Below are 19,817 nucleotides of genomic sequence, written 5' to 3' on the forward strand. Positions count from 1 at the left end.
GCCTGTGGAACGCATACACGCCCGCACATCAGCAGCGGCGCAGCGATCGCATCCGTCTGTCGTGTCGCATGCGGTATCGGCAAGGCGGATGCCGTGTCCCACCTGGGTGGGATGCGCGGCCACCCCTTCGCCGCTAGCCTCGGGGCATGAGGCTCACGACGCCGCGGCTCAGCGAGTGGATCGTCGCGTTCGCGGCGGGCGCAGGAGCCGCCGTGTTCCTCTGGCCGGTGACCCCGTGGGCCGCGCCGATCGCCCTCCTTTCCGCGGCCGCGCTGCTCGGTGTGCGACAGCTCCCGGTAACCGCGGCATACCTCCTGGCCGCCGTGCAGCTCTGCTATCTGAAGTTGCAGGTACCGCCGGAGAACCCGGCCGCGCTCGCCCCCGGGATCGTCGCCGTGTATGCGCTCGGACGGTTCAGCCCCGCCTGGGCGCGAGGCGCCATCGCCGCCCTGGTCTACCTGCTGGCGGCACTCACCGCCATAGGGTACTCGGTGGCGGACGTGATATTCGCCGGCATGCTCTTCGGGGGCTCGTACGCGTTCGGCCGGGTGGTGCGGCGCCGCTCGGAGACGGCGCGGGTCGCCCGCGCGGAAGCGTCACACCTCGCAGCCATCAACGTCCCCGGCCTGACCGCGCGGGTCGTCGCCGACGAACGCGCCCGGCTCGGCGGCCGGGCGCTCGAGGTCATCCGGCGCTCGGTCGACGCCATGCGGCGGGACGCATCCTCGGCGATGGCGGAGCTCGACCCCCAGCTCATCCAGAATGTCGCCGAGCGTGGCCGGGCCGCCATCACCGAGTTGCGCTGGCTGCTCGGGCTACTCCGCACCCAGCCGAACGCCACAGAACCGCAGCCCCACCGACCCCGGCGGTTCTGGATCGCCGATGCCGCCCTCGTGCTGGTACTGCTGACGACCACGGTCCTCGACGGCCAGATACCGGAGCAGCCGGAGCTCACACCGCTTGGCTGGGCCATGCTGCTGGCACTGCCGCTGACACTCCTCGTCCGGCGCATCCGCCCGCTCGAGGCGTGCCTCGCCGCGGCCGTGATCGTGGCGCTCACCGCCCTGGCCGGCGCTCCACTTTTCGCGGGCACGGGGGCGGGCGCGCTCGTGACGCTGTGCCTACTGGCCTGGTCGTCCGCCGTCGCCGGACGCCCGGCCACCTGGGCCGGCCTGGCCGCACTGGCTGCCGTCACCGCGTGGCCCGTACTCGAAACGGCCCCGGAAAACATCCCCATTCTGTTCGTGCTGTTCGCACTTCCGGCGTTCGCGGGACACGAATGGAGCGCCCGAGACCGTGACGGCCACATCGCACAGGCGCACGCCGCCACCCTGCAGTTCGAGATCGACGCCCGCGTCGAGTTCGCCGTGCGCGCGGAACGGTTACGTATCGCCCGCGACCTGCACGACGTGACAAGTCATGCGGTCGGCGTCATGGTGCTCCAGGCGTCTGCGGCGCTGGCGCTTCGGGCGACGGATGCCGCGGCAGCACGCGGGGCGCTGCGCACGGTCGAGAAGGCCGGCGCCACGGCACTGCAGGAGCTCGCCGTGATGTTCGACCTGCTGGAGGCCGGTGCGATCGGCGCCCCCGGCCTGTCCGGTGGTCCGGCGGAATCAGTCGACGAGCTGGTGGAGCGGATGCGCGCGGCGAGAATGCGCATCGAGTTCGAGCGGGTGGTGGACGGTATTGGCGTTGCTAGCGGCCGGGAGCACCCGCAGGCCGGGGATGCGGCCCTGGAGACAGCTGAGGCCGCCGAAGCCATCTACCGGGTGGCACAGGAATCGCTGACCAACGTGGCGCGCCATGCTCCGCGCGCGGCCGTGCAGATCCGAATCGCGCTATCGAACGGAACCTGCGAGGTCGTGATCACCGACGACGGGGGTGGCGACGGGGCCGACGATGGGGCGAGCGAGCATCCGGGCCGCACGGGTGCCGGTTTCGGACTGGCCGGGCTGGCCGAGCGGGTGCGCGGCGCGGGCGGCCAGTTCACGGCGGGCCCGGCGTTCGGCGGCGGGTATGAGGTTCGGGCCCGGGTTCCCTGGCCGGGATCGCGTCAGTCCGCGCCCGCGGCAGCCGAACCCCTGCCGCAACGAGCGGGAGGGGCGTCGTGATTCGCGTGGTGATCGCCGACGATCAGGATCTGGTCCGCGGCGGCCTTGCCGCGATCCTGGCCGTCGAACCCGACCTTGCGATCGTGGGCGAAGCGTCCGAGGGGGCCCAGGCGGCGCGGGTGGCGGCATCCGTTGCGGCTGACATCGTGCTGATGGATGTGCAGATGCCCGGCAGCGACGGCATCGAGGGCGTGCGGATGCTCGCCTCGGTGCGCCCGCAGGCGCGCGCGCTCATGCTCACCACGTTCGATCTGGACGAGTACATCTTCGCGGCGCTCCGTGCCGGCGCGAGCGGGTTTCTGCTCAAGACCACGCCGCCGGCCGAATTGGCGGCGGCGATCCGGGCGAGCCACAGCGGGGAACTGCTGTTCGCGCCGAGCGTGACCCGGCGGCTGGTGGAGGCATACGTGCGCCGGCGCCCGGTGTCCGCGGGAGTCCCGGCCGAACTCGCGGGCCTGACCGCGCGCGAACTCGAGGTGTTTGGGGCCGTGGCCCGTGGGTGGTCGAATGCCGAGATCGGCGCCGAACTGTTCATGGGCGAGGCCACCGTGAAGACCCATGTGACGCGCATCCTGGCCAAACTGGCGCTGCGCGACCGGGTGCAGGCGGTGGTGCTCGCGTATGAGTGCGGGCTCGCCGGCTGAGTTGGTGGGGGAAGCAACGCATGTAGAATGCATGCGTTGACGCTAAACTGCATGCATGGCCGTGACAATCACTATCCGGGCCGTTCCGGACGAGGTCCGCGACGAGCTTGCCGCTCGGGCAGCCCGAACGGGTCGTTCACTGCAGGAGTACCTGAGCGCGGAATTGGCCGCTCTGGCCTCTCGTCCGAGTCCCGCCGAAGCGCTCGCGCGCATCCGCAGCCGCGCGGCGCACTACCCGCCCATTGACGCGTCTGAGATCGTGACCGATGTCGCGGCCGACCGACCTTAGCCGCCCAGCCGCGCCCGGAGACGTACGCGAAGTCGTGGTCGTCGACGCATCCGTGATCGTATCCCTGCTCATCGATCCGGGACCTGCGGGCGCCTCCATCGCGTCGCGGCTCGGCTCGGCCACCCTCATTGCGCCGGCGCTCCTGCCCTTCGAGGTGGCCAACGTACTGCGTCGACGACGGAATGCCGGCTTGCTCTCGCCCGGTGAGGCGGCCCTGGCCCACGACGATCTCCTGACGCTGCCGATCGAGCTGTGGCCCTGGGAGACGCTCGCAACCCGCGCCTGGCAGCTCGGCGACAATCTCAGCAGCTACGCCGCCGGCTACGTTGCACTGGCCGAATTGACCGACGCCATGCTGATGACCCGCGACAAGCGAATCGCGGGTGCGCCTGGCGTGAAATGTGTGATCGAGCTGTTCTGACGGACTGAGATCAGACCGACGCGGGTTACGCCTGCCGCACCGGGACATCCGTTTCAATCAGGTCGGCGGCGACAGTCGCCCCGTCTTGCGAGCGGATGCGCGCCCCCAATCGGGCCGCGGCTTGCCGATACGGGCTCGGATCCTGCAAGATCCGCTCGACCGCGCCGCGGATCTCGGCCACCGTTGCGGTCTTCTCGATCGTCAGGCCGGCGTTCTGCTCGGCGATGATCCGGCCGATGGCGGGCTGGTCGAAGACCGGGTTCATCGGCATGACCAGCAGCGGCAGGTCATGGGCCAGCGCGAGCATGGTGGTGGCGTGGACGCCGTGGGTGATCACGATCGATGCGTTCGGCATCAGCTGGTCATGCGGCACGTACTGATGCACCTCGGCATTGGCGGGCGCCCGCAAGGCGGTCGGGTCGATGGAGGGCCCGGTGGTGACGATCGCGCGCAAGGATAGCCCGCTGAGGGCGTCAAGGATTCGCTGCAGCGCCTCGCACTGGCCGTCAATATAGGTCGTACTCAGGCTGACGAGCACCATCGGAACGGATGCCGCGTCAGCGTCGGCGCTCGCGGTCTCGGTCACGGTCTCGGCCGGCACAATCTCCGGCAGCACCGGCCCGGTATAGTCGACGCCGTCGTGCGCACCGAAGTCGAGCTCCTCCAGCGTCACCGCCAGGATGCGCTCCGCGTCGCGGTAGAGCCGCGCCGCATTGAAACCCTTTCCCTTGGCGATCAGCGACAGAGGTCCTTGAGTGAGCGCCGTGTGCATCACTCCGTAAAGGGTGTGCACAAGAATCGTGTACGGGATGCCCGCCCGCCCCGCGCCTTTCATCGCGCCGACCAGCAGCCCGTCAATGATCACGCGGTCTGTGAGTTGACGTTCAACGGATGCGACGAGGTCGTCGCCGATGCCTCGATCGGTGAAGACGGCCGCGTAGGCCAGCGGTGCCGTCATGCCTGACCTGGCTTCGAGCACCGACCACGGCCTGGCGCCCTGGAACTCCTCCACGGTGAATCCGGCGGCCTCGATCGCTTGCCGTTGGCTCGGGTGGCCGAGGAAACGCACCGCGTTTCCCCTCCGTTTCAGCTCGGCGGCGATCCCCAGAGCCGGTGGAACGTTTCCGCCACCGTCCCAGGTGACGAACAGCACGTTGTTCATGTCACTTCATCTCCTTCTCTCGTGTGGCCTCTCGCGGCCCACTGGTTCACCACTGACTGGGCCAGCGCGCACATGCGTTGCTCGGTGTCTGCGCGGCCGAGGTTTCGGTCACGGCGCAGAAGCTTCCACGTGTACACGTCTGTCGCCACGACCAACAGGTCCACCGCGGCCTCGCGCTCGACGCTCGGCACGCGCTCGAGCTGGGGGCGAAAAGTCGTCGCCACCCACTCGCGATGCACCACCCTTCCAATGCCGACCACGCTGGCCGCCCGGGCGTCGGATCGTTCCTGGCTGAGCATCCGCATCACCCAGTCGCCGCGCTCCTCGTAGTGGTCGACCACCACGGTGATCGCCGCCGGGAGGTCGCCGACGGGGGCGGCCCGCTCCTGCTCGATTTCACCGCGGTTGAAGTCGGATGCCGCATCGAACAATCCCTCTCGGCTGCCGAAATGCCGCAGGATCGTCTTCGTGGTGACGCCCGCGCGCTCGGCGACATCAGCGAGCGCAATCTCCAGGGTGAACTTCTCAGCGCTGAGGGCAAGGGTCGACCTCAAGATGCGGTGCCGGGTCTCCTCCGCCGCCGCAGCCCTCGTCGTCATTGCGTAGGGACGTGTTGTTTTCATGTCCCCACAAGTGGACATCAATTAGGCTCGCGCGTCAAGGTCTTTCTTTCCGTTTTGGCGCCGCGATATTGGCCGGTGGTCGAGCTTGTCGAGACCCGCCCGCCTCTCAACCTCACTCGCGCGTGGAAATAGCGAAAGCAGCACTTTCACGATTGCTTCCTCCCGTGCGACTCGGCGGCAGAATTTCCAGCTCGTTAGGCACTCATGAGCGCGCACCGGCGTCCCGGTCAAGGACATACGGAGCGCACACTACGGGCGAACGACGGTCAGCCCGACGGACTGGGCCGCTTCAGCCTGGCGAAGGTCATAGGTGATGAATTCGTCGGCTGCAATCCGCACGGCGACCGCAATGTGCAGCGCGTCGAGGCTCCGAAGCGCAGAACCGGGCAGAATCAGGCCGGCTTCGCGGAAGGATCCACGCTCGATGTCGACGAGAGCGAAACGTTTGAGCACATCGGTGACGGCGAGCTGTGATATGCCGACGCGATCCGCCAAACGGCGTAGTTCCGTCTCAAGCAATGACGACGACACGATGATGACCCCGTCGTTTGCCGATATTTCGTCAAGGTAGTCGGCAAGAGCGGTCGACTCGGGTTCTTCGACAATGAGCTTTCCCACGGCAGACGTGTCGACGTAGACGATCACCGATCAGCGATCGGCACGGAGGTCGTCCAGCGTGCCCTGGACCGTCACGGCCGACGCGACTCTCGGCAGTGCGGAGAATCCACCGTGGGTCAGCGGCGGACGGAACCGCACCCCCTGCATGGCTACGGAGTTCGGCGGCGTCAGCATCGCCACAACCTCGCCATTGTTGGTCACTTCGAAAGACTCGCCCGCTTGCACGGAGCGCAACACGTCGGCGCTCCGGTTTCGAAGCTCGCGATGGGCTATCGTCTTCATGGTACGAGCGTAGCACGCGTAGCACACCTTCGAGAAGTGCTGCCGAGCTCTCCGCGTGACGACAAGCGTGCGCAACTCCTGCAGAACGCATCCCACGCTTGACGCCAGCCGCGGAATAACGGGGATCGCCAACCGCATGGCTACCGTTTGCAGGAGTTATGCGCACCAGGAGTTATGCGCACTCGGCGTTATGCGCGCCAGGAGTTATGCGCACTCGGCGTTATGCGCGCCAGGAGTTATGCGCACTCGGCGTTATGCGCACCAGGGGTTATGTGCACCCGAGGCACGCCGCGGGCAGCCACCGCCGCGCGCTGGCTCCGCACGTGGAAGGCGCACGACGCCGATCTCACTCCGGCTTGACGGCTGCGGCGACGCTTACGGCCAAGTCGTCAGCGCGGCACGCGCGAGCCGCCGGGCGGCATCCGTTTCCAGCCCGCGTGCCGCCGACCCGTGCGGCGGCAGCAGGGTGCGCATTCCCACCCAGCCGAGCACTGCGCGGGTCTCCGACGCGTCGCTCAGCGCGGAGTCGTTCCCGTAGCCGCCGCGGCCGCCGAAACTCCAGCCCACCAGGGCGGTGAGCAGATCGAGTGACTCGCGGATGCGACCCCAGGAACCGGCTTCACCGGCGGCCACGAGCATCAGGAGGAGCAACGCGCTGTCGCGTCCGTAGTCGCTCCGCTCGAGCGGAAGACGCGCGGCGAGGTGATGCCAGCGATCGCCCGCGTTCTGCCATCAGCGACCGGCTGGGTTACGGATGCGAGTAGTTCCGGATACCACTCGGGCATGGTTGACCGCGCAGGCGCAACCGGGAATTGGGCGGAACCATCTTCGACCATCGAATTCACCTTTCGTCGTTTCGACCGACGCGATGAATTCAGGATGACGGGGACCACCGACAAATGATTCCAGCGGCCTCAGGACCCAGTCCGCGGCGACCTCAGTCCGCGAATGCGACGACGACCACCTCGACGCCGGCGGCACGGAGCCGCTGCAGTTCGTCCGGATCGGCGGTCGTGTCGGTGATCAGCATCTGGATCTCGCTGGTGGCGGCACATTGGGCGAGGGCCACGCGCCCGACCTTCGAGCCGTCGGCCACCACAACGGCGCGCTGGGCCTTGACCACCATCGCGTGGTTCGTGCGCGCCTCCGTCTCGTCGTGGGTCGTCGCGCCGGTCTCCGCGGTGATCCCGTCGGCGCCGAGAATCGCCGTGCCGACGTTCACCGAGTTGAACGTGCTCTCTGCCAGGGCGCCGACAAGCTCGAGCGACTGCGGGCGGAGGAATCCGCCGGTCATCACGATCCGCACCCCGGGGTAGGCGGAGAGGAGACCCGCGATGGTCAAGGAGTTGGTGACGACGGTGACGTCACGATGGTTGGCGAGCTCCCTGGCGACACTCGCGGTGGTGGTTCCCCCGCTCAGCGCAACGACGTGCCGCTCGGCGGGAAGGCGTTCGACCATCGCGCGGGCGATCGAGCGTTTGGTCTCCGTGAACCGGGTGTCGCGAAGCGCGACCGGGAGCTCCCGTTCACGGTCGAGAGCGGATGCCCCGCCGTGGGTGCGCACGATCAGGCCCTGGCTCGCAAGATCAGACAGATCACGACGAGCGGTCGCGGGTGAGATCGACAACTCGGCCGAGAGGTCGGCGAGACTCACCGAGCCATTCAGGGAGATCAGGTCGAGGATCGCCACCATTCGCTTTGCTCTCCGCCCGGAGGTAACACGCGCGAGCAGGGTCTCCGTGGCGGGAGTCACCATCCGTGGGTCCTTTCGTCAAGCGCAAACATACAACCTGATCAGTCGAAATGTTCACTTGAACGCGAATTCGCTCATTCTATTGCGCGAAAAGCAGCTTGCGCCGGATGATGTGTTCATGTCCCAGATTGTCTTCCTTGGCGCGGGCAGCGTCGTGTTCACCCGTCAGCTTCTCGCCGACCTGTTTCGATTCGATGACCTTCCGTCGCTCCGCATCGTCCTGCACGACATCGATGCCGAGCGGCTGGACGTAGCGCGTGCCACTGCCGATCAGCTTGTGGAGCGATTCGGGCGCACCGCCGAGATCATCGCGACCCTTGACCGCCGGGAGGCCCTGCGCGGCGCGGACTTCGTGATCAACATGATCCAGGTTGGCGGGATCGACGCCACCCGCACAGACCTCGAGATCCCCGCCGCCGCAGGCCTGCGGCAGACGATCGGCGACACCACGGGCGTCGGCGGGGTCTTCCGCTTCTTGCGCACGTTCCCGGTGCTGTCGGGGATCGCCGCGGACATGCTCGAACTGTGTCCAGACGCGTGGTTCCTCAACTACACGAATCCGATGGCGATGAATGTCTGGTGGATGTCCGTCGTCGCCCCGACCCTGAAGACCGTCGGGCTTTGCCACAGCGTTTACTGGACCGTCAATGACCTGTGCGAATTGATCGGCGTTCCGATGGAAGACACCCACTACCGGGCGGCCGGTGTCAACCACCAGGCCTGGCTGGTCGAGTGGTCGCGGAACGGCGAGGACCTCTATCCGCGGCTTCGGGAGAAGATCGCCGCCGACCCGGAGCTCGCGCGCCGGGTTCGGGTGGAGATCTTCACCCGCATCGGGTTCTACCCCACCGAGACCAGCGAGCATTCGTCCGAGTACCTCTCCTGGTTCCTGCGCTCCGACGAGCAGGTTGAGAAGTTCCGGCTCCGCCCGCTCGAATACATCGGAATCTCGGAAGAGAATGTCGCCGAATTCGAGCACGCGAAGTCGGCCCTCGCCGCCGGCGAACCCCTGGAACTGGAGGAAGGGGCCGCAGAATACGCGCCACAGGTCATCCACTCGATCCTCACCGGCACCCGGCGCATCATCCACGCCAACGTGGTCAACCACGGACTGGTCGACAACCTCCCGGAGGGCGCCGTCGTCGAGGTGCCGACCGTCGTTGACGCGACCGGCCTGCATCCGCTGCCCTTCGGCGCAATCCCCCCGCAGGGGGCGGCACTCAACCGCACCTACCTTTCGGTGGCGGCCCTCGCGGTCGAAGCGGCCCGCACCGGCAACCCCGACCTCGTGCGCCAGGCGGTGCTGGTGGACCCCAATGCGAGTTCGTCGCTCACCCCCGAGCAGATCTGGGCACTGTGCGACGAGTTGACCGCCGCGCACGCCGACCTGCTGCTGGTGGCCCTCGGCGGGCACCTCGAATCACCCGTGCGGTAGCGCACCGAGACGAGCAGTCCAGGGGCCAGAGCTCGCAGTCACAGCCCGAGGATGCGCCTCGCGTTCCCGCCGTAGACCCGTTCCAGCACGGCGGCCGGCAGGTCCAGCGCCGAGACGAGCCAGCGCCCCTGGCCTGGAACCTCACTCTCCGGATCGTAGGAGAAGCCTTCGTCCGCGGTCTCGAAGAACCGGTAGTGCAGCCGGTACTGCAGCGCGCTGGCCGGGTATATGTCGGTGCCGAACAACACCCGGTCGGGGTACGCCGCGACCAGCCGGGCAAACCGGCGCGGCTGGCGGCCGAGCTCGGCCATCCGTCCTGCCGTGTCGATGACGTAGTTCGGCGCGGCGGCCAGCAGCCGCTCCACCCGGTCGAGGTCCTCCGCCGCGCACCCGACATGCGCACCGATGAACGTCGTTCCCGGGCAGGCCAGCACCAGGGCGGCATGGGCGTCGAGCAGCGCGTCGAATGACGGATGCCGGGAGTCGTCCCCGAACCACCAGTCCGGAACACCGACCAGTTCGTCCAGTCGCTCGTTGAACCGGTCGGCGGGCTCGAAGAACGCGATCGGGTCGGCGGTGTGGATCAACACGGGCAGGGCGAGGTCGCCGGCGTGCTCGGCCACCGCGATCACCCGCGGGTCGTCGGGAGCGATCAGGGTGCCCTCGGCGTTCCGCACCGTCAGTCCGAGGTTCTTCCAGATCTTGAGTCCGCGCGCGCCGCGCGCCACACTGTCGTCGAGGGACGCTGTCAGGCGCTGCACCCCGTCCGGTTCCGCGAGCACTTCCCAGCCAAGTTGGCAGAAGGTGACAAATCGGCCGGGAAACGCGCGGTCGTACCGCAGGGCGTTGGCGGTCACCTCGTCACCCCAGAGTCCGTCGAGATTGACGATCGTCTCGACCCCGCAGTCGTCCATCATCGACACGAGCGCCCGTGGGTCGTCGATCACCCACTCCCCGTCGCCGAGCCAGCGGCCGAGATGGTTGTGCACGTCCACAACGGATGCCGCGGGTCGCTCCACCTCCGTGCGGGCGGCGCGCAGGGCGCTCCGCGGAGCCCAGTCGGCCAGGCGCAGGCCGGCGAGAGCTTTCCAGTCCGGTCGTGCAGTCATGAGTACCTCCCTGTGAATCAACGCGTGGGCCGCACTTTCGAATGTAACCAATGAACAACGAAAGTGAGCGATATGCCCATTTTCCTTGTCAAATGGTCATTTTGCGCCGATGATCATTTCAGGGCGCACCATGCGCCCAGCACCACCGCACCACCACCTACTGACCCAACGATGCTTCAGGAGTTGTCCCGTGTCACTCACGACCAGCGAGATCGAGAGCCAGCCCGCAATCTGGCGCCACGCCATCGCCAGCATGATCCCGCAGGCCAGTGCGCTGTTGACCCTCCCCGGCGCCCGCGTACTGGTTCTCGGATGCGGCACATCGGCGTTCGTGGCCGAATCGTTCGCGGCGCTCCGGGAATCGGCCGGCTTCGGGATCACCGACGCCGCATACGCGTCGGAGCCGTGGCCGTGGCGCGACTACGACGTCGTCATCGTGCTCAGCCGTTCCGGCACGACGACCGAGGTCGTTGACGCCCTCGACGCCCTGCCGGCCGGAGTCCGCACCATCGCCGTCACCGGTGTCGCCGACTCCCCCGTGGCCGACCGTGCCGACGACGTGCTCCTGCTCGACTTCGCCGACGAAGAGTCCGTCGTCCAGACGCGCTTCCCCACGACCTTCCTCCTTCTCGCCCGCGCCGCATTCGGGGAGAACGTCGACGAGCTTCCCGACCAGGCCGAGGCCGCACTGGCGCTGCCCCTCGGCATCGATGTCGCCGCGTACTCCCACTTCGTGTACCTCGGCAGCGGCTGGACGTACGGCCTCGCGCAGGAGGCCGCTCTCAAGATCCGGGAGGCGGCGCAGGCCTGGTCGGAGTCGTACCCGCTCCTCGATTACCGGCACGGCCCGCTTGCCGTGGCATCCGATCACACGCTCGTCTGGATGTTCGGCCGAGCCGAACAGAGCCTGGTCGACGACATCGAGGTCACCGGCGCGCACGTCGTGGTCAGCGCCCACGACCCGTTGATCGAACTCGCCCGCGCGCAGCAGCTCGCCGTGGCGATCGCCGAGCACCGCGGGCTCAACCCCGACCAACCACGCCACCTGACCCGGTCGATCGTTCTCGGCTGAACCCCGCAATCCTGAGCCCCGCACCGCTGAGCCCCGAAAACCACGTGAGGAACCAATGATGACTACCCCACTCCTGAAAAAGGCGCTCCGCGCATCCGCTCTGCTCACCGCAGCGGCGCTGACGATCACGCTCGCAGGCTGCAGCGGGTCCCAGGGCGCGACAACGCTCGACCCCAAGGCGAAGGTGCAGCTCGAGATGTGGTCTGGCCAGGACGACACGGCCGAGAAGATCCTCGAACAGCTGGTCCAGGAATTCGAGAAGGACCACCCCAACGTCAGCATCAAGCTCTCCCCCGGCGCCTCCTCGACCGAACAACTGCTGCAGAAGCTGTCGGCCGGGTTCGCCGGCAACCAATACCCCGACATCTCCTACGCGTTCGGCTCCTGGGCCGGCCAGCTGGAGGCGTCCAACCGCACCCTCGACATCTCGAGCCAGGTGAAGCAGCCGGACGTGAACTGGGACGAGTTCACCGCCGCGGCCCGCCAGACGGCGCAGCCGACCGGTAAAAAGGTGATCGGTTTCCCCGCGGTCGTCGACAACATCGGCCTCCTCTACAACAAGACGCTCTTCGACAAGGCGGGCGTTCAGTATCCGACCAATGACTGGACCTGGGACGACTTCCGCGCCGCCGCGCTCAAGCTGACCGACTCGGCAAACCACATCTACGGCTACGGCTACTCGGTCTCCGGCAGCGAGGAGACCACCTGGCAGTTCTGGCCGCACCTGTGGCAGAACGGCGGCTCGATCCTCTCCGACGACCAGAAGACCGCAGAGTTCGCCCAGGCGCCCGGGGTCGACGCGCTGACCTTCCTGCGTGGGATGGCCGTCGACGACAAGAGCGTCTACCTCGACCAGACCGATGAGAAGTTCGGCCAGTTGTTCGTGAGTGACCGGATCGCGATGATCACCTCGGGCCCGTGGCAGCTCTCCGACCTCAAGATCGGCGGAACCGACTACGGCGTCGTGCGCCTGCCCGGCACCGCCGAAGACCACCAGACCGTCTCCGGCCCCGACATCTGGGCCCTGTTCGATCACCAGGACAAGAACCGTGCGCACTGGTCGTACGAATTCGCGAAGTGGCTGACGGCACCCGCCCAGGATGAACGGTTCAACGTGGGGCTCGGCAACCTGCCCTTGCGCACCTCGGAGGGCTCCTCGGAGGCGGTGGCCGCGCAGGCCAAGGAATACCCCGGCTACGACGTCTTCGTGGAGAACTCGAAGAACGTGGAGCAGGCCCGGCCGACGTCGAAGGGATACGCGTCGCTCTCCACCGAGATCGGCAAGGCCATCTCCTCGGTGCTGCAGGGGAAGGGCGAGCCTCAGGGCGCGCTCGAAGACGCGGCGAAGGCCGCCGACGCGCAACTGAAGAAGTAGAACGGAATCCCGGCGCTCCCCATGGCAGACATCGTCACCCGTCCCGCGGCGCAGCCGAGTTCAGCGGATGCGACGAGCAAGCGTCGCGCGCAGCGCGCGCGTGCCGTGCGGTCGAGTCTGACCGGGTGGGGGTTCGTGGCACCGGCAACGCTCATCATTCTCGGCCTGTCGATCTTTCCCGCGATCTGGGCGTTCGTGTTGTCGTTCCAGGACTGGGACGGTTTCAGCGAGGCGACCTTCGTCGGCGGGGACAATTACGCGCAGCTCGTCACGGACGATGACTTCTGGACCGCCGTACGGAACACCATCGGGTTCACGGTGCTGTTTGTGCCGGCATCCGTTCTGCTCGGTCTGTTCCTGGCTGTCGCGCTCAACCGCCGGATTCGGCTGATCGGGTTCTACCGCACCGCGATTTTCGTGCCGTTCGTGGCATCCGCTGCCTCGACGGGAATCCTGTCGACGTACCTGTTCAGCCCGCAATTCGGTCTCGTCAACAATGTGCTGCGGGTGCTGCACCTGCCGCAGCAGGGCTGGCTGGACGACCCGAATCAAGCCATGGTGGTCATCGCGATCATGTCGCTCTGGGGCTCGGCGGCCTTCACAACGGTGATCTATCTGGCGGCGCTGCAGGACGTGCCGATCGAACTGATCGAAGCGGCCCGGATCGACGGGGCCACCCCGCGGCAGGCATTCTGGCGAATCGTCTGGCCACAGCTGGCGCCGGTGACCGTGTTTGTCACCATCTGGCAGGCCATCGAAGCGGTGCAGCTGTTCGACCTGGTTTACACGACCACCCGCGGCGGCCCGCTCGACGCGACCAGGACGATCGTCTACTTCCTGTACGACAAGGCATTCCACGCCCTGCAGTTCGGGTACGGGTCCGCGGCCGCTTACGTGTTGTTCGCGGCAACGCTCATCATCACGATCGGCGTGGTCGTGTACTCCCGTCGCACCGGTTCGGAGGCCTTCTGATGACCAACGTTCTGACCGCGGTGGTGACCTCGTCGGAGCAGGTGGCTGCCGGGACTCCGGGCGCGCAGCGGCAGAAGAAGAAGCGCCGGCTCAGCGGGTGGCACTTCGTGCTGTTCCCGATCGCCGTGCTCTTCCTCCTCCCGTTCGTGCAGATGGTGCTCGCGTCGTTCTCGCCGGCGAAGGAACTGGTGGCCTTTCCCCCGCCGTTCATCCCGTCGCACCTGACCGTCGACGGCTTCACCAAGCTCTTCAGCCGCACCGACATCCTGGTGTGGCTCGGAAACACCGTCGTTGTCTCGCTCACGGCCATCGTGTCGAACCTCGTGCTGTGTTCCCTGGCGGGATACGGGTTCGCCCGGCTGAAGTTCGCCGGGCGCAACTTCGGGTTCCTGATGATCCTTGCGACGATCATGATCCCGACGCAGCTCCTGATGATCCCGACGTACATCCTGTTCGCCCGGCTCGGTCTTCTGAACGGGCTGGGGGCTGCCATCGTGCCGTGGCTCGCGACCGCGTTCGGAATCTTCCTGATGCGGCAGTTCTTCCTCAGCTTGCCCGCTGAGCTCGAGGAGGCCGGCGCGATAGACGGCTGCAACCGCTGGCAGATTTTCTTCCGGATCGTGCTCCCCCTGGCGCGCCCCGCGATGGCAACGCTCGCGATCTTCACGCTTCTCGGGGCGTGGAACGACCTGGTGTGGCCGCTCATCGCGATCAACAACCAGCAGGCATTCACACTCCAACTCGGCATCGCCAACTTCCAGGGAACGCACCTCACGGACTGGAGCCTGATCATGGCCGGGAACGTCGTGGCCACGCTGCCGCTGATCGTGTTCTTCCTGTTCGCGCAGCGGCACTTTATCGCGACGATGACGTTCTCCGGGTTGAAGGGATGACCGGGGTCCACGGGCCCGGGGTGGACGGCCGTGGGGGCGACGCATCCGGCGTGGACGTACTCGTCGTCGGCGACGCGAACCCCGACCTGCTGCTCACCGGTGACACCGTTCCGCGATTCGGCCAGGCGGAGCAGTTGCTCGACTCCGCCGACCTCGTCTTGGGCGGAAGCGCCGCGATCGTGGCGAGCGGACTCGCCAGGCTCGGCATGCGCACCGCGCTCGTCTCGGTGGTCGGTGACGATCAGTTCGGCCGTTTCGTGCTGGACCGGCTCGGCGAGCGGGGCGTGGACACCTCGTTCGTCGCAGTTTCGCCCGATCATCCGACCGGCCTGTCCGTGGTGTTGTCCCAACCGCACGACCGGGCAATTCTTACCCTCCCCGGTACGATTCCGAGGCTCACTGCGGATGCAGTGCGTGACGCTGCCAGCCAGCTGAATCCCCGGCACGTGCACCTTGCCTCCTACTTCCTTCAGCCGGCACTCGCCGATGCGGTTCCCGACCTTCTCAACTGGTTCGCGAAACGCGGCACGACGGTCAGCCTCGACACCAATTGGGATCCGGCCGAACGCTGGGAGGGGCTGGGCGATGTGCTGTCGCGTATTGACGTGTTCCTCCCGAACCGTGAGGAGGCGCTGGCGATCGCCGGTGCTCTCGAGGGCCGCGCGATCGATGACCTCGACGAGGCCGGGGCCGTGCTCTCGGCGCTGGGCTGCCGGGTCGTGGTCAAGGCCGGTGCCGACGGCGGCGTGGCATTCGAAAAGGGGGTGCGCAGCGCGGCGGCGTCCGGTCTCGTGCTCGACGTCGTCGACACCACGGGAGCCGGCGACAGCTTCGACGCGGGTTACGTTGCGGCCATGGTAAGTGGAGTTGAGTCTGAGAAGGAGCGCCTGCGCTGGGCCGGCGCCGCCGGATCGCTCTCAGTGCGAGGACGCGGCGGCACGGCGACGCAGGCGACCGAATCCGAGCTCTCCGAACGCATCGGTTGCAGCTGACCCCAACTGCGGGTGGGCGTTCGGGCGCTCGACGTCCAGCCCTGTGGCCCGTTTGAGTGCGTCGCGGAATGGCCCATCGCGGTCAACCCTTGCGGCGCTTCCAGCTGTACTCGTTCTCCGGGCGCCCCGGCGCCCCGTACCGCGGTGATCGCAGCGCCGATCCGCTGTCGACCAGGTATTCCAGGTAGCGCCGTGCCGTGACGCGGGCGATGCCGAGGTGCTCGGTGATTTCGGTGGCGGAGACCGGTCGGCCGCTCGACTTGAGCAAGTCGATCACCCCGGCCAGGGTCTGCTCGGCCAGCCCCTTGGGCAAGGGGACGTCGACGCGCGTTCGCAGGCTCGCGAAGGCCAGGTCCAGATCCGACTGGGAGGTGATGTCTGACTGCTCGCCCAATCGGCGGTGGAAATCCCGGTAATTCAGCAGTTTCTCCGCGAACGTCGCAAAGGTGAACGGCTTGATCAGGTACTGCACCACACCGGCGGCAACGGCACTTCGCACCACATTCAACTCGCGCACGGCGGTGATCGCGATGATGTCCGTCGTGAAGCCGGCGGCCCGCATCCGTCGGCTCACGTCCAGCCCATGGAGATCGGGCAGGTTCATGTCCATCAGCACGAGGTCGATCGGTTCAGCGGATGCCGCAACCTCCGAAATCCGCTGGAGCGCCGCCTGTCCGGTTCCCACGGTACCGACGTGCACGAACCCGTCGAGCCGGCCCAGATACAGCGCGTGGGCGTCGGCCACGATCGGCTCATCTTCAACGACGAGTACACGGATGTCCGCTTCGCCAGTTCCCGCCTTTCCCGCGTCAGGCATCGGTTGTTTTCTGCGGGCCGTCAGGGGTTCTGCCGGGCGGGAGGGGAATGGTGACGGTGAAGACCGCTCCCTCGCGGTGCCCTATGGTGAGAGTGCCGCCGAGCCGCGTGACCGACTGGCGCACCAGCGCGAGACCGATCCCGCGGCCGTGCGTTCCCGGCTGCTTGGTGCTGTAGCCGTGGCGCAGGATGTCGTTTGTAGCGCCCGGCGGCACACCGGGTCCGCTGTCCGCCACCTCGATCACGATGGCGGGGCCTGTTCTGCTCACCGAGACCTCGACGTGCCGCGGTGAGGCACCGGCTGATGCCGCATCCAACGCGTTGTCGACGAGGTTGCCGAGCACCGTGACCAGGTCGTGCACCGACAGTGCCGACTCCGAGAGGCCGCCGGAGGCATCGACCGTGAACGCGATGCCGAGCTCGTTGGCCTGCGCGGCCTTTCCCATGAGCAGCGCGCTGATCACGGGTTCATCGACGGCTCCGATCATCTCGTCGGTGAGCCGCTGGCTCAATTCGAGATCCTTGGTCGCGAAATCAAGCGCCTCGCTCGTGCGCCCGAGCTCCATCAGCGACACGATGGTGTGCAGACGGTTCGAATGCTCGTGGGTTTGGGCGCGGAGCGCGTCGGAAAGGGTGTGCATGGTTCGCAGTTCGTCGCCCAGCACCTGGAGATCGGTGTGGTCGCGCACGGTCACGACCGATCCCATCGCCGCTCGCTTCCTTCCCTCGGCCGCAGGGGCGACCGCGGGCTGCTGACTCACGACGAGCACCCGAGTGTCGGTCACGTAGATTTCGTCCTGGGCGGCGCGGCCGGTTCGCAGGAGCTCGCCGAGTTCAGGAGCAAGGTGGAGCTCCGCCAGGCGTCGCGGACGGCGTTCCTGCACCGGCCCGCTGGGTTCGTCCGGGATGCCGAGCAGCTGCGCGGCATGGTCGTTGTAGAGAACCAGGTTCCCCCGGGGATCCACGAGGAGGAGGCCTTCGCGCACGGAGTGCAGCATCGAGTCGTAATAGACGAACAGCTGGGCCAGCTGCTCAGGACCCCAGCCCAGGGTGACCCGCCGCAGGTAGCGGCCGAGCAGCCAGGAAACCAGGGAGCCCGCGACCAGCATGGCCAGCGCCAGGGTCAGCACGGCCGGCAGCCGGGCTTGAAGCGCAATGGCGATGGTGCTCGTGGTCACGCCGGCGGCGACCAGCGCGCGTACCCGGCCGTCGGCATCCGTCACGGGAACAACGGCACGCACCGACGGGCCGAGCGTGCCGGTGCTGGTCTCGGTGAACCGTTCGCCGTTCAGCGCGGGCTTAATCGTACCGATGTAGGACTTGCCGATCTCGGAGGGCGTCGGATGAGTCCACCGGGTTCGGTCCGTGTCCATGATGGTGATGAAGTCGAGGTCGGCGTCTGCGGTGACGCGCTGTGCGTAGGGCTGCAGGAGGATGCTCGGGTCGGGAGAGCTGCTCGCTTGCAGCACGAGTGGATTGTCCGCTATCGCCGAGGCAACGGCCAGGACCCGGTCCTCGGTCTCAACGTAGCTGCGGTCGCGGGCGTCGACGAACAGTGCGGTGCCGATGAACGCGGTGAGGATCACGATGAAGACGGCATGCGCGACGAATAGCTGGCGCGCGATGCTCCACCTGCGTTTCATCACGTGCCTTCCTGCTCGTGAGCGTGAACATTATGACCGCAAGCGTGACCCCGGCCGCGAAGTCGACGAACCTTGCAGTCGCCGCGGATCCCGACTACGGCGCCCGGTAAAGCCTAGACACATTGGACGAAGGAGTCTCCCATGGCATCGATACCAGCTCTGCGTACTGCGAAATCTGCAAAACGGCTGGACAAGTCGCACTACCTTTACCTCGCGGTGATCCTCGCCGTTGCCCTTGGCATCGTCGTCGGCCTCGTCTTCGGAGGCCCGGATGGTTTCGCGGCATCCCTGAAACCGCTCGGTGACGCGTTCGTCGCGCTCATCAAAATGATGATCGCCCCCATCATTTTCTGCACCATAGTGCTGGGCATCGGCTCAATTGCGAAGGCTGCGACAGTCGGCAAGGTCGGCGGACTTGCGCTGGTCTACTTCCTTGTCATGTCCACCGTCGCACTTGCAATCGGGTTGGTCGTCGGAAACCTCATCCATCCCGGCGCCGGCTTGAACCTGACGGGAACCGAATACAAGGCGACCGAATCGGCCGACACCCAGACATTCCTGCTGGGCATCATCCCGACGACTCTGTTCTCCTCATTGACGTCCGGGAACATCCTCCAGACGCTCCTGGTGGCTCTGGTAGCAGGGTTCGCCCTGCAGAAGATGGGTCCAGCGGGCCTACCGATTCTCCGCGGCATCGCACATATCCAGGCGCTCGTCTTCCGTATTCTCATCATGATCATGTGGGTCGCTCCCATTGGTGCCTTCGGTGCCATTGCCGCAGTGGTCGGGCAGACCGGTTTCCAGGCAGTCGTCAGCCTCTTCACGCTCATGGCCTCGTTTTACCTCACCTGCGCCATCTTCATCGTGGTCATCCTCGGCGGCCTGCTGAAGCTGGTCACCGGAGTGAATATCTTCAAGCTGATGCGTTACCTGGGTCGCGAGTACCTGCTGATCTTCTCCACCTCGTCCTCCGAAGCGGCGCTGCCGAGGCTGATCGCGAAGATGGAACACCTCGGAGTCTCGAAGCCAGTCGTGGGCGTCACCGTACCCACCGGATACTCCTTCAACCTCGACGGAACAGCGATCTACCTCACGATGGCGTCGCTCTTCATCGCCACCGCGCTCGGAACTCCGCTGCAGCTGGGTGAGCAGATCGGCCTGTTGGCGTTCATGATCATCGCGTCGAAGGGTGCGGCCGGCGTGACCGGCGCCGGCCTGGCCACCCTGGCGGGTGGCCTCCAGGCCCACGCCCCGCAGCTGGTCCACGGCGTCGGGTTCATCGTGGGGATCGACCGCTTCATGTCGGAGGCCCGTGCCCTCACGAACTTCACCGGTAACGCCGTGGCGACAGTTCTGGTCGGCACCTGGACCCGCGAGATCGATCGGCCCCGCGTGGACCGCGTACTCGACCGTCTCGAGCCCTTCGACGAGTCGACAATGCTGGCCCACAACAGCTTCGACACTGTCGCGGCCACCGACAAGAACACGACCGGCGAGCCGGCGCGTCGGGACGTGTGACCCGGCAGAACCCAAGGCTTCAAAGACCCGTCAGCTTCAGCTGGCGGGTCTTTGGCTGCCAATTGTTGAGCAGCCCCTGCTGTCGCGCT

At 66.9% G+C, this 19,817-nt stretch carries 20 protein-coding genes; 11 read left to right on the forward strand and 9 right to left on the reverse strand.

Annotated features, from left to right (window positions below):
* Nucleotides 1-146 precede the first annotated feature (146 nt).
* The 4 genes from AB4Y94_RS07280 to AB4Y94_RS07295 are packed head-to-tail and all read left to right on the forward strand — an operon-like array spanning nt 147 to nt 3,465.
* Nucleotides 147-2,111 carry a sensor histidine kinase gene (locus AB4Y94_RS07280; protein ID WP_441726800.1) on the forward strand — a complete coding sequence of 655 codons (1,965 nt, stop codon included), beginning with the start codon at nt 147-149 and terminating at the stop codon, nt 2,109-2,111.
* Nucleotides 2,108-2,755 carry a response regulator gene (locus tag AB4Y94_RS07285; protein ID WP_441726803.1) on the forward strand — a complete coding sequence of 216 codons (648 nt, stop codon included), beginning with the start codon at nt 2,108-2,110 and terminating at the stop codon, nt 2,753-2,755. The genes AB4Y94_RS07280 and AB4Y94_RS07285 overlap by 4 nt, the downstream gene beginning before the upstream one ends.
* Nucleotides 2,756-2,810: 55 nt before the next feature.
* Nucleotides 2,811-3,044 carry a FitA-like ribbon-helix-helix domain-containing protein gene (locus AB4Y94_RS07290; RefSeq protein WP_441726805.1) on the forward strand — a complete coding sequence of 78 codons (234 nt, stop codon included), beginning with the start codon at nt 2,811-2,813 and terminating at the stop codon, nt 3,042-3,044.
* The gene (locus tag AB4Y94_RS07295) at nt 3,022-3,465 is read left to right on the forward strand and encodes a type II toxin-antitoxin system VapC family toxin (protein ID WP_441726808.1); all 444 of its coding nucleotides are present in this window, start codon (nt 3,022-3,024) and stop codon (nt 3,463-3,465) included. The genes AB4Y94_RS07290 and AB4Y94_RS07295 overlap by 23 nt, the downstream gene beginning before the upstream one ends.
* A gap of 25 nt (nt 3,466-3,490) precedes the next feature.
* Here the strand turns inward: AB4Y94_RS07295 and AB4Y94_RS07300 are convergent, their stop codons facing one another.
* The 6 genes from AB4Y94_RS07300 to AB4Y94_RS07325 form a co-directional block, all read right to left on the reverse strand.
* On the reverse strand, nt 3,491-4,627 hold the full coding sequence (locus AB4Y94_RS07300) for a glycosyltransferase (protein WP_441726811.1): 1,137 nt from the start codon (nt 4,625-4,627) through the stop codon (nt 3,491-3,493).
* The gene (locus AB4Y94_RS07305; protein WP_441726813.1) at nt 4,624-5,250 is read right to left on the reverse strand and encodes a TetR/AcrR family transcriptional regulator; all 627 of its coding nucleotides are present in this window, start codon (nt 5,248-5,250) and stop codon (nt 4,624-4,626) included. Before AB4Y94_RS07305 ends, AB4Y94_RS07300 begins: the two co-directional genes overlap by 4 nt.
* A 249-nt stretch (nt 5,251-5,499) precedes the next feature.
* A complete protein-coding gene (locus tag AB4Y94_RS07310; protein ID WP_441726816.1) occupies nt 5,500-5,895 on the reverse strand; it encodes a type II toxin-antitoxin system VapC family toxin in 396 nt (131 codons plus the stop codon).
* A 3-nt stretch (nt 5,896-5,898) separates the two neighbouring features.
* On the reverse strand, nt 5,899-6,150 hold the full coding sequence (locus AB4Y94_RS07315) for a type II toxin-antitoxin system Phd/YefM family antitoxin (protein WP_441726820.1): 252 nt from the start codon (nt 6,148-6,150) through the stop codon (nt 5,899-5,901).
* Between the two features lie 375 nt (nt 6,151-6,525).
* Complete coding sequence (locus AB4Y94_RS07320) at nt 6,526-6,783, reverse strand: hypothetical protein (RefSeq protein ID WP_441726823.1); 258 nt, start codon at nt 6,781-6,783, stop codon at nt 6,526-6,528.
* Between the two features lie 304 nt (nt 6,784-7,087).
* A complete protein-coding gene (locus AB4Y94_RS07325) occupies nt 7,088-7,906 on the reverse strand; it encodes a DeoR/GlpR family DNA-binding transcription regulator (protein ID WP_441726825.1) in 819 nt (272 codons plus the stop codon).
* Nucleotides 7,907-8,021: 115 nt separating this feature from the next.
* Here AB4Y94_RS07325 and AB4Y94_RS07330 point away from each other — a divergent pair, with 115 nt between their 5' ends.
* Entirely contained in the window at nt 8,022-9,338 is a 1,317-nt protein-coding gene (locus AB4Y94_RS07330; RefSeq protein WP_441726828.1) for an alpha-glucosidase/alpha-galactosidase, read from the forward strand.
* A gap of 38 nt (nt 9,339-9,376) precedes the next feature.
* Here AB4Y94_RS07330 and AB4Y94_RS07335 read toward each other — a convergent pair whose 3' ends face one another.
* A complete protein-coding gene (locus AB4Y94_RS07335; protein WP_441726830.1) occupies nt 9,377-10,447 on the reverse strand; it encodes an amidohydrolase family protein in 1,071 nt (356 codons plus the stop codon).
* 190 nt (nt 10,448-10,637) lie between these two features.
* Here AB4Y94_RS07335 and AB4Y94_RS07340 point away from each other — a divergent pair, with 190 nt between their 5' ends.
* From AB4Y94_RS07340 to AB4Y94_RS07360, 5 genes are read left to right on the forward strand one after another with little or no spacing between them, the layout of a single operon-like run.
* On the forward strand, nt 10,638-11,519 hold the full coding sequence (locus AB4Y94_RS07340) for an SIS domain-containing protein (RefSeq protein WP_441726833.1): 882 nt from the start codon (nt 10,638-10,640) through the stop codon (nt 11,517-11,519).
* A 58-nt stretch (nt 11,520-11,577) separates the two neighbouring features.
* Nucleotides 11,578-12,894, forward strand: coding sequence for an ABC transporter substrate-binding protein (locus tag AB4Y94_RS07345; protein WP_441726836.1), 1,317 nt, complete (start codon nt 11,578-11,580; stop codon nt 12,892-12,894).
* Between the two features lie 21 nt (nt 12,895-12,915).
* Nucleotides 12,916-13,866, forward strand: a complete 951-nt coding sequence (locus tag AB4Y94_RS07350) for a carbohydrate ABC transporter permease (protein WP_441726839.1) — start codon at nt 12,916-12,918, stop codon at nt 13,864-13,866.
* Nucleotides 13,866-14,759, forward strand: coding sequence for a carbohydrate ABC transporter permease (locus AB4Y94_RS07355; RefSeq protein ID WP_441726842.1), 894 nt, complete (start codon nt 13,866-13,868; stop codon nt 14,757-14,759). Before AB4Y94_RS07350 ends, AB4Y94_RS07355 begins: the two co-directional genes overlap by 1 nt.
* A complete protein-coding gene (locus tag AB4Y94_RS07360; RefSeq protein WP_441726845.1) occupies nt 14,756-15,751 on the forward strand; it encodes a carbohydrate kinase family protein in 996 nt (331 codons plus the stop codon). Before AB4Y94_RS07355 ends, AB4Y94_RS07360 begins: the two co-directional genes overlap by 4 nt.
* Nucleotides 15,752-15,833: 82 nt before the next feature.
* Here AB4Y94_RS07360 and AB4Y94_RS07365 read toward each other — a convergent pair whose 3' ends face one another.
* A complete protein-coding gene (locus tag AB4Y94_RS07365) occupies nt 15,834-16,568 on the reverse strand; it encodes a response regulator (RefSeq protein WP_441726847.1) in 735 nt (244 codons plus the stop codon).
* Nucleotides 16,561-18,210: a sensor histidine kinase gene (locus tag AB4Y94_RS07370; RefSeq protein WP_441727195.1), complete on the reverse strand. Its 1,650-nt coding sequence runs from the start codon at nt 18,208-18,210 to the stop codon at nt 16,561-16,563. Before AB4Y94_RS07370 ends, AB4Y94_RS07365 begins: the two co-directional genes overlap by 8 nt.
* Nucleotides 18,211-18,351: 141 nt before the next feature.
* On the opposite strand from AB4Y94_RS07370, the gene AB4Y94_RS07375 reads away from it, so the two are divergent.
* Nucleotides 18,352-19,728 carry a cation:dicarboxylate symporter family transporter gene (locus tag AB4Y94_RS07375; RefSeq protein ID WP_441726850.1) on the forward strand — a complete coding sequence of 459 codons (1,377 nt, stop codon included), beginning with the start codon at nt 18,352-18,354 and terminating at the stop codon, nt 19,726-19,728.
* The last annotated feature ends 89 nt before the right edge of the window (nt 19,729-19,817 follow it).

The sequence above is a fragment of the Glaciibacter sp. 2TAF33 genome, assembly GCF_052114945.1.
Taxonomy (GTDB): Bacteria; Actinomycetota; Actinomycetes; order Actinomycetales; family Microbacteriaceae; genus Cryobacterium.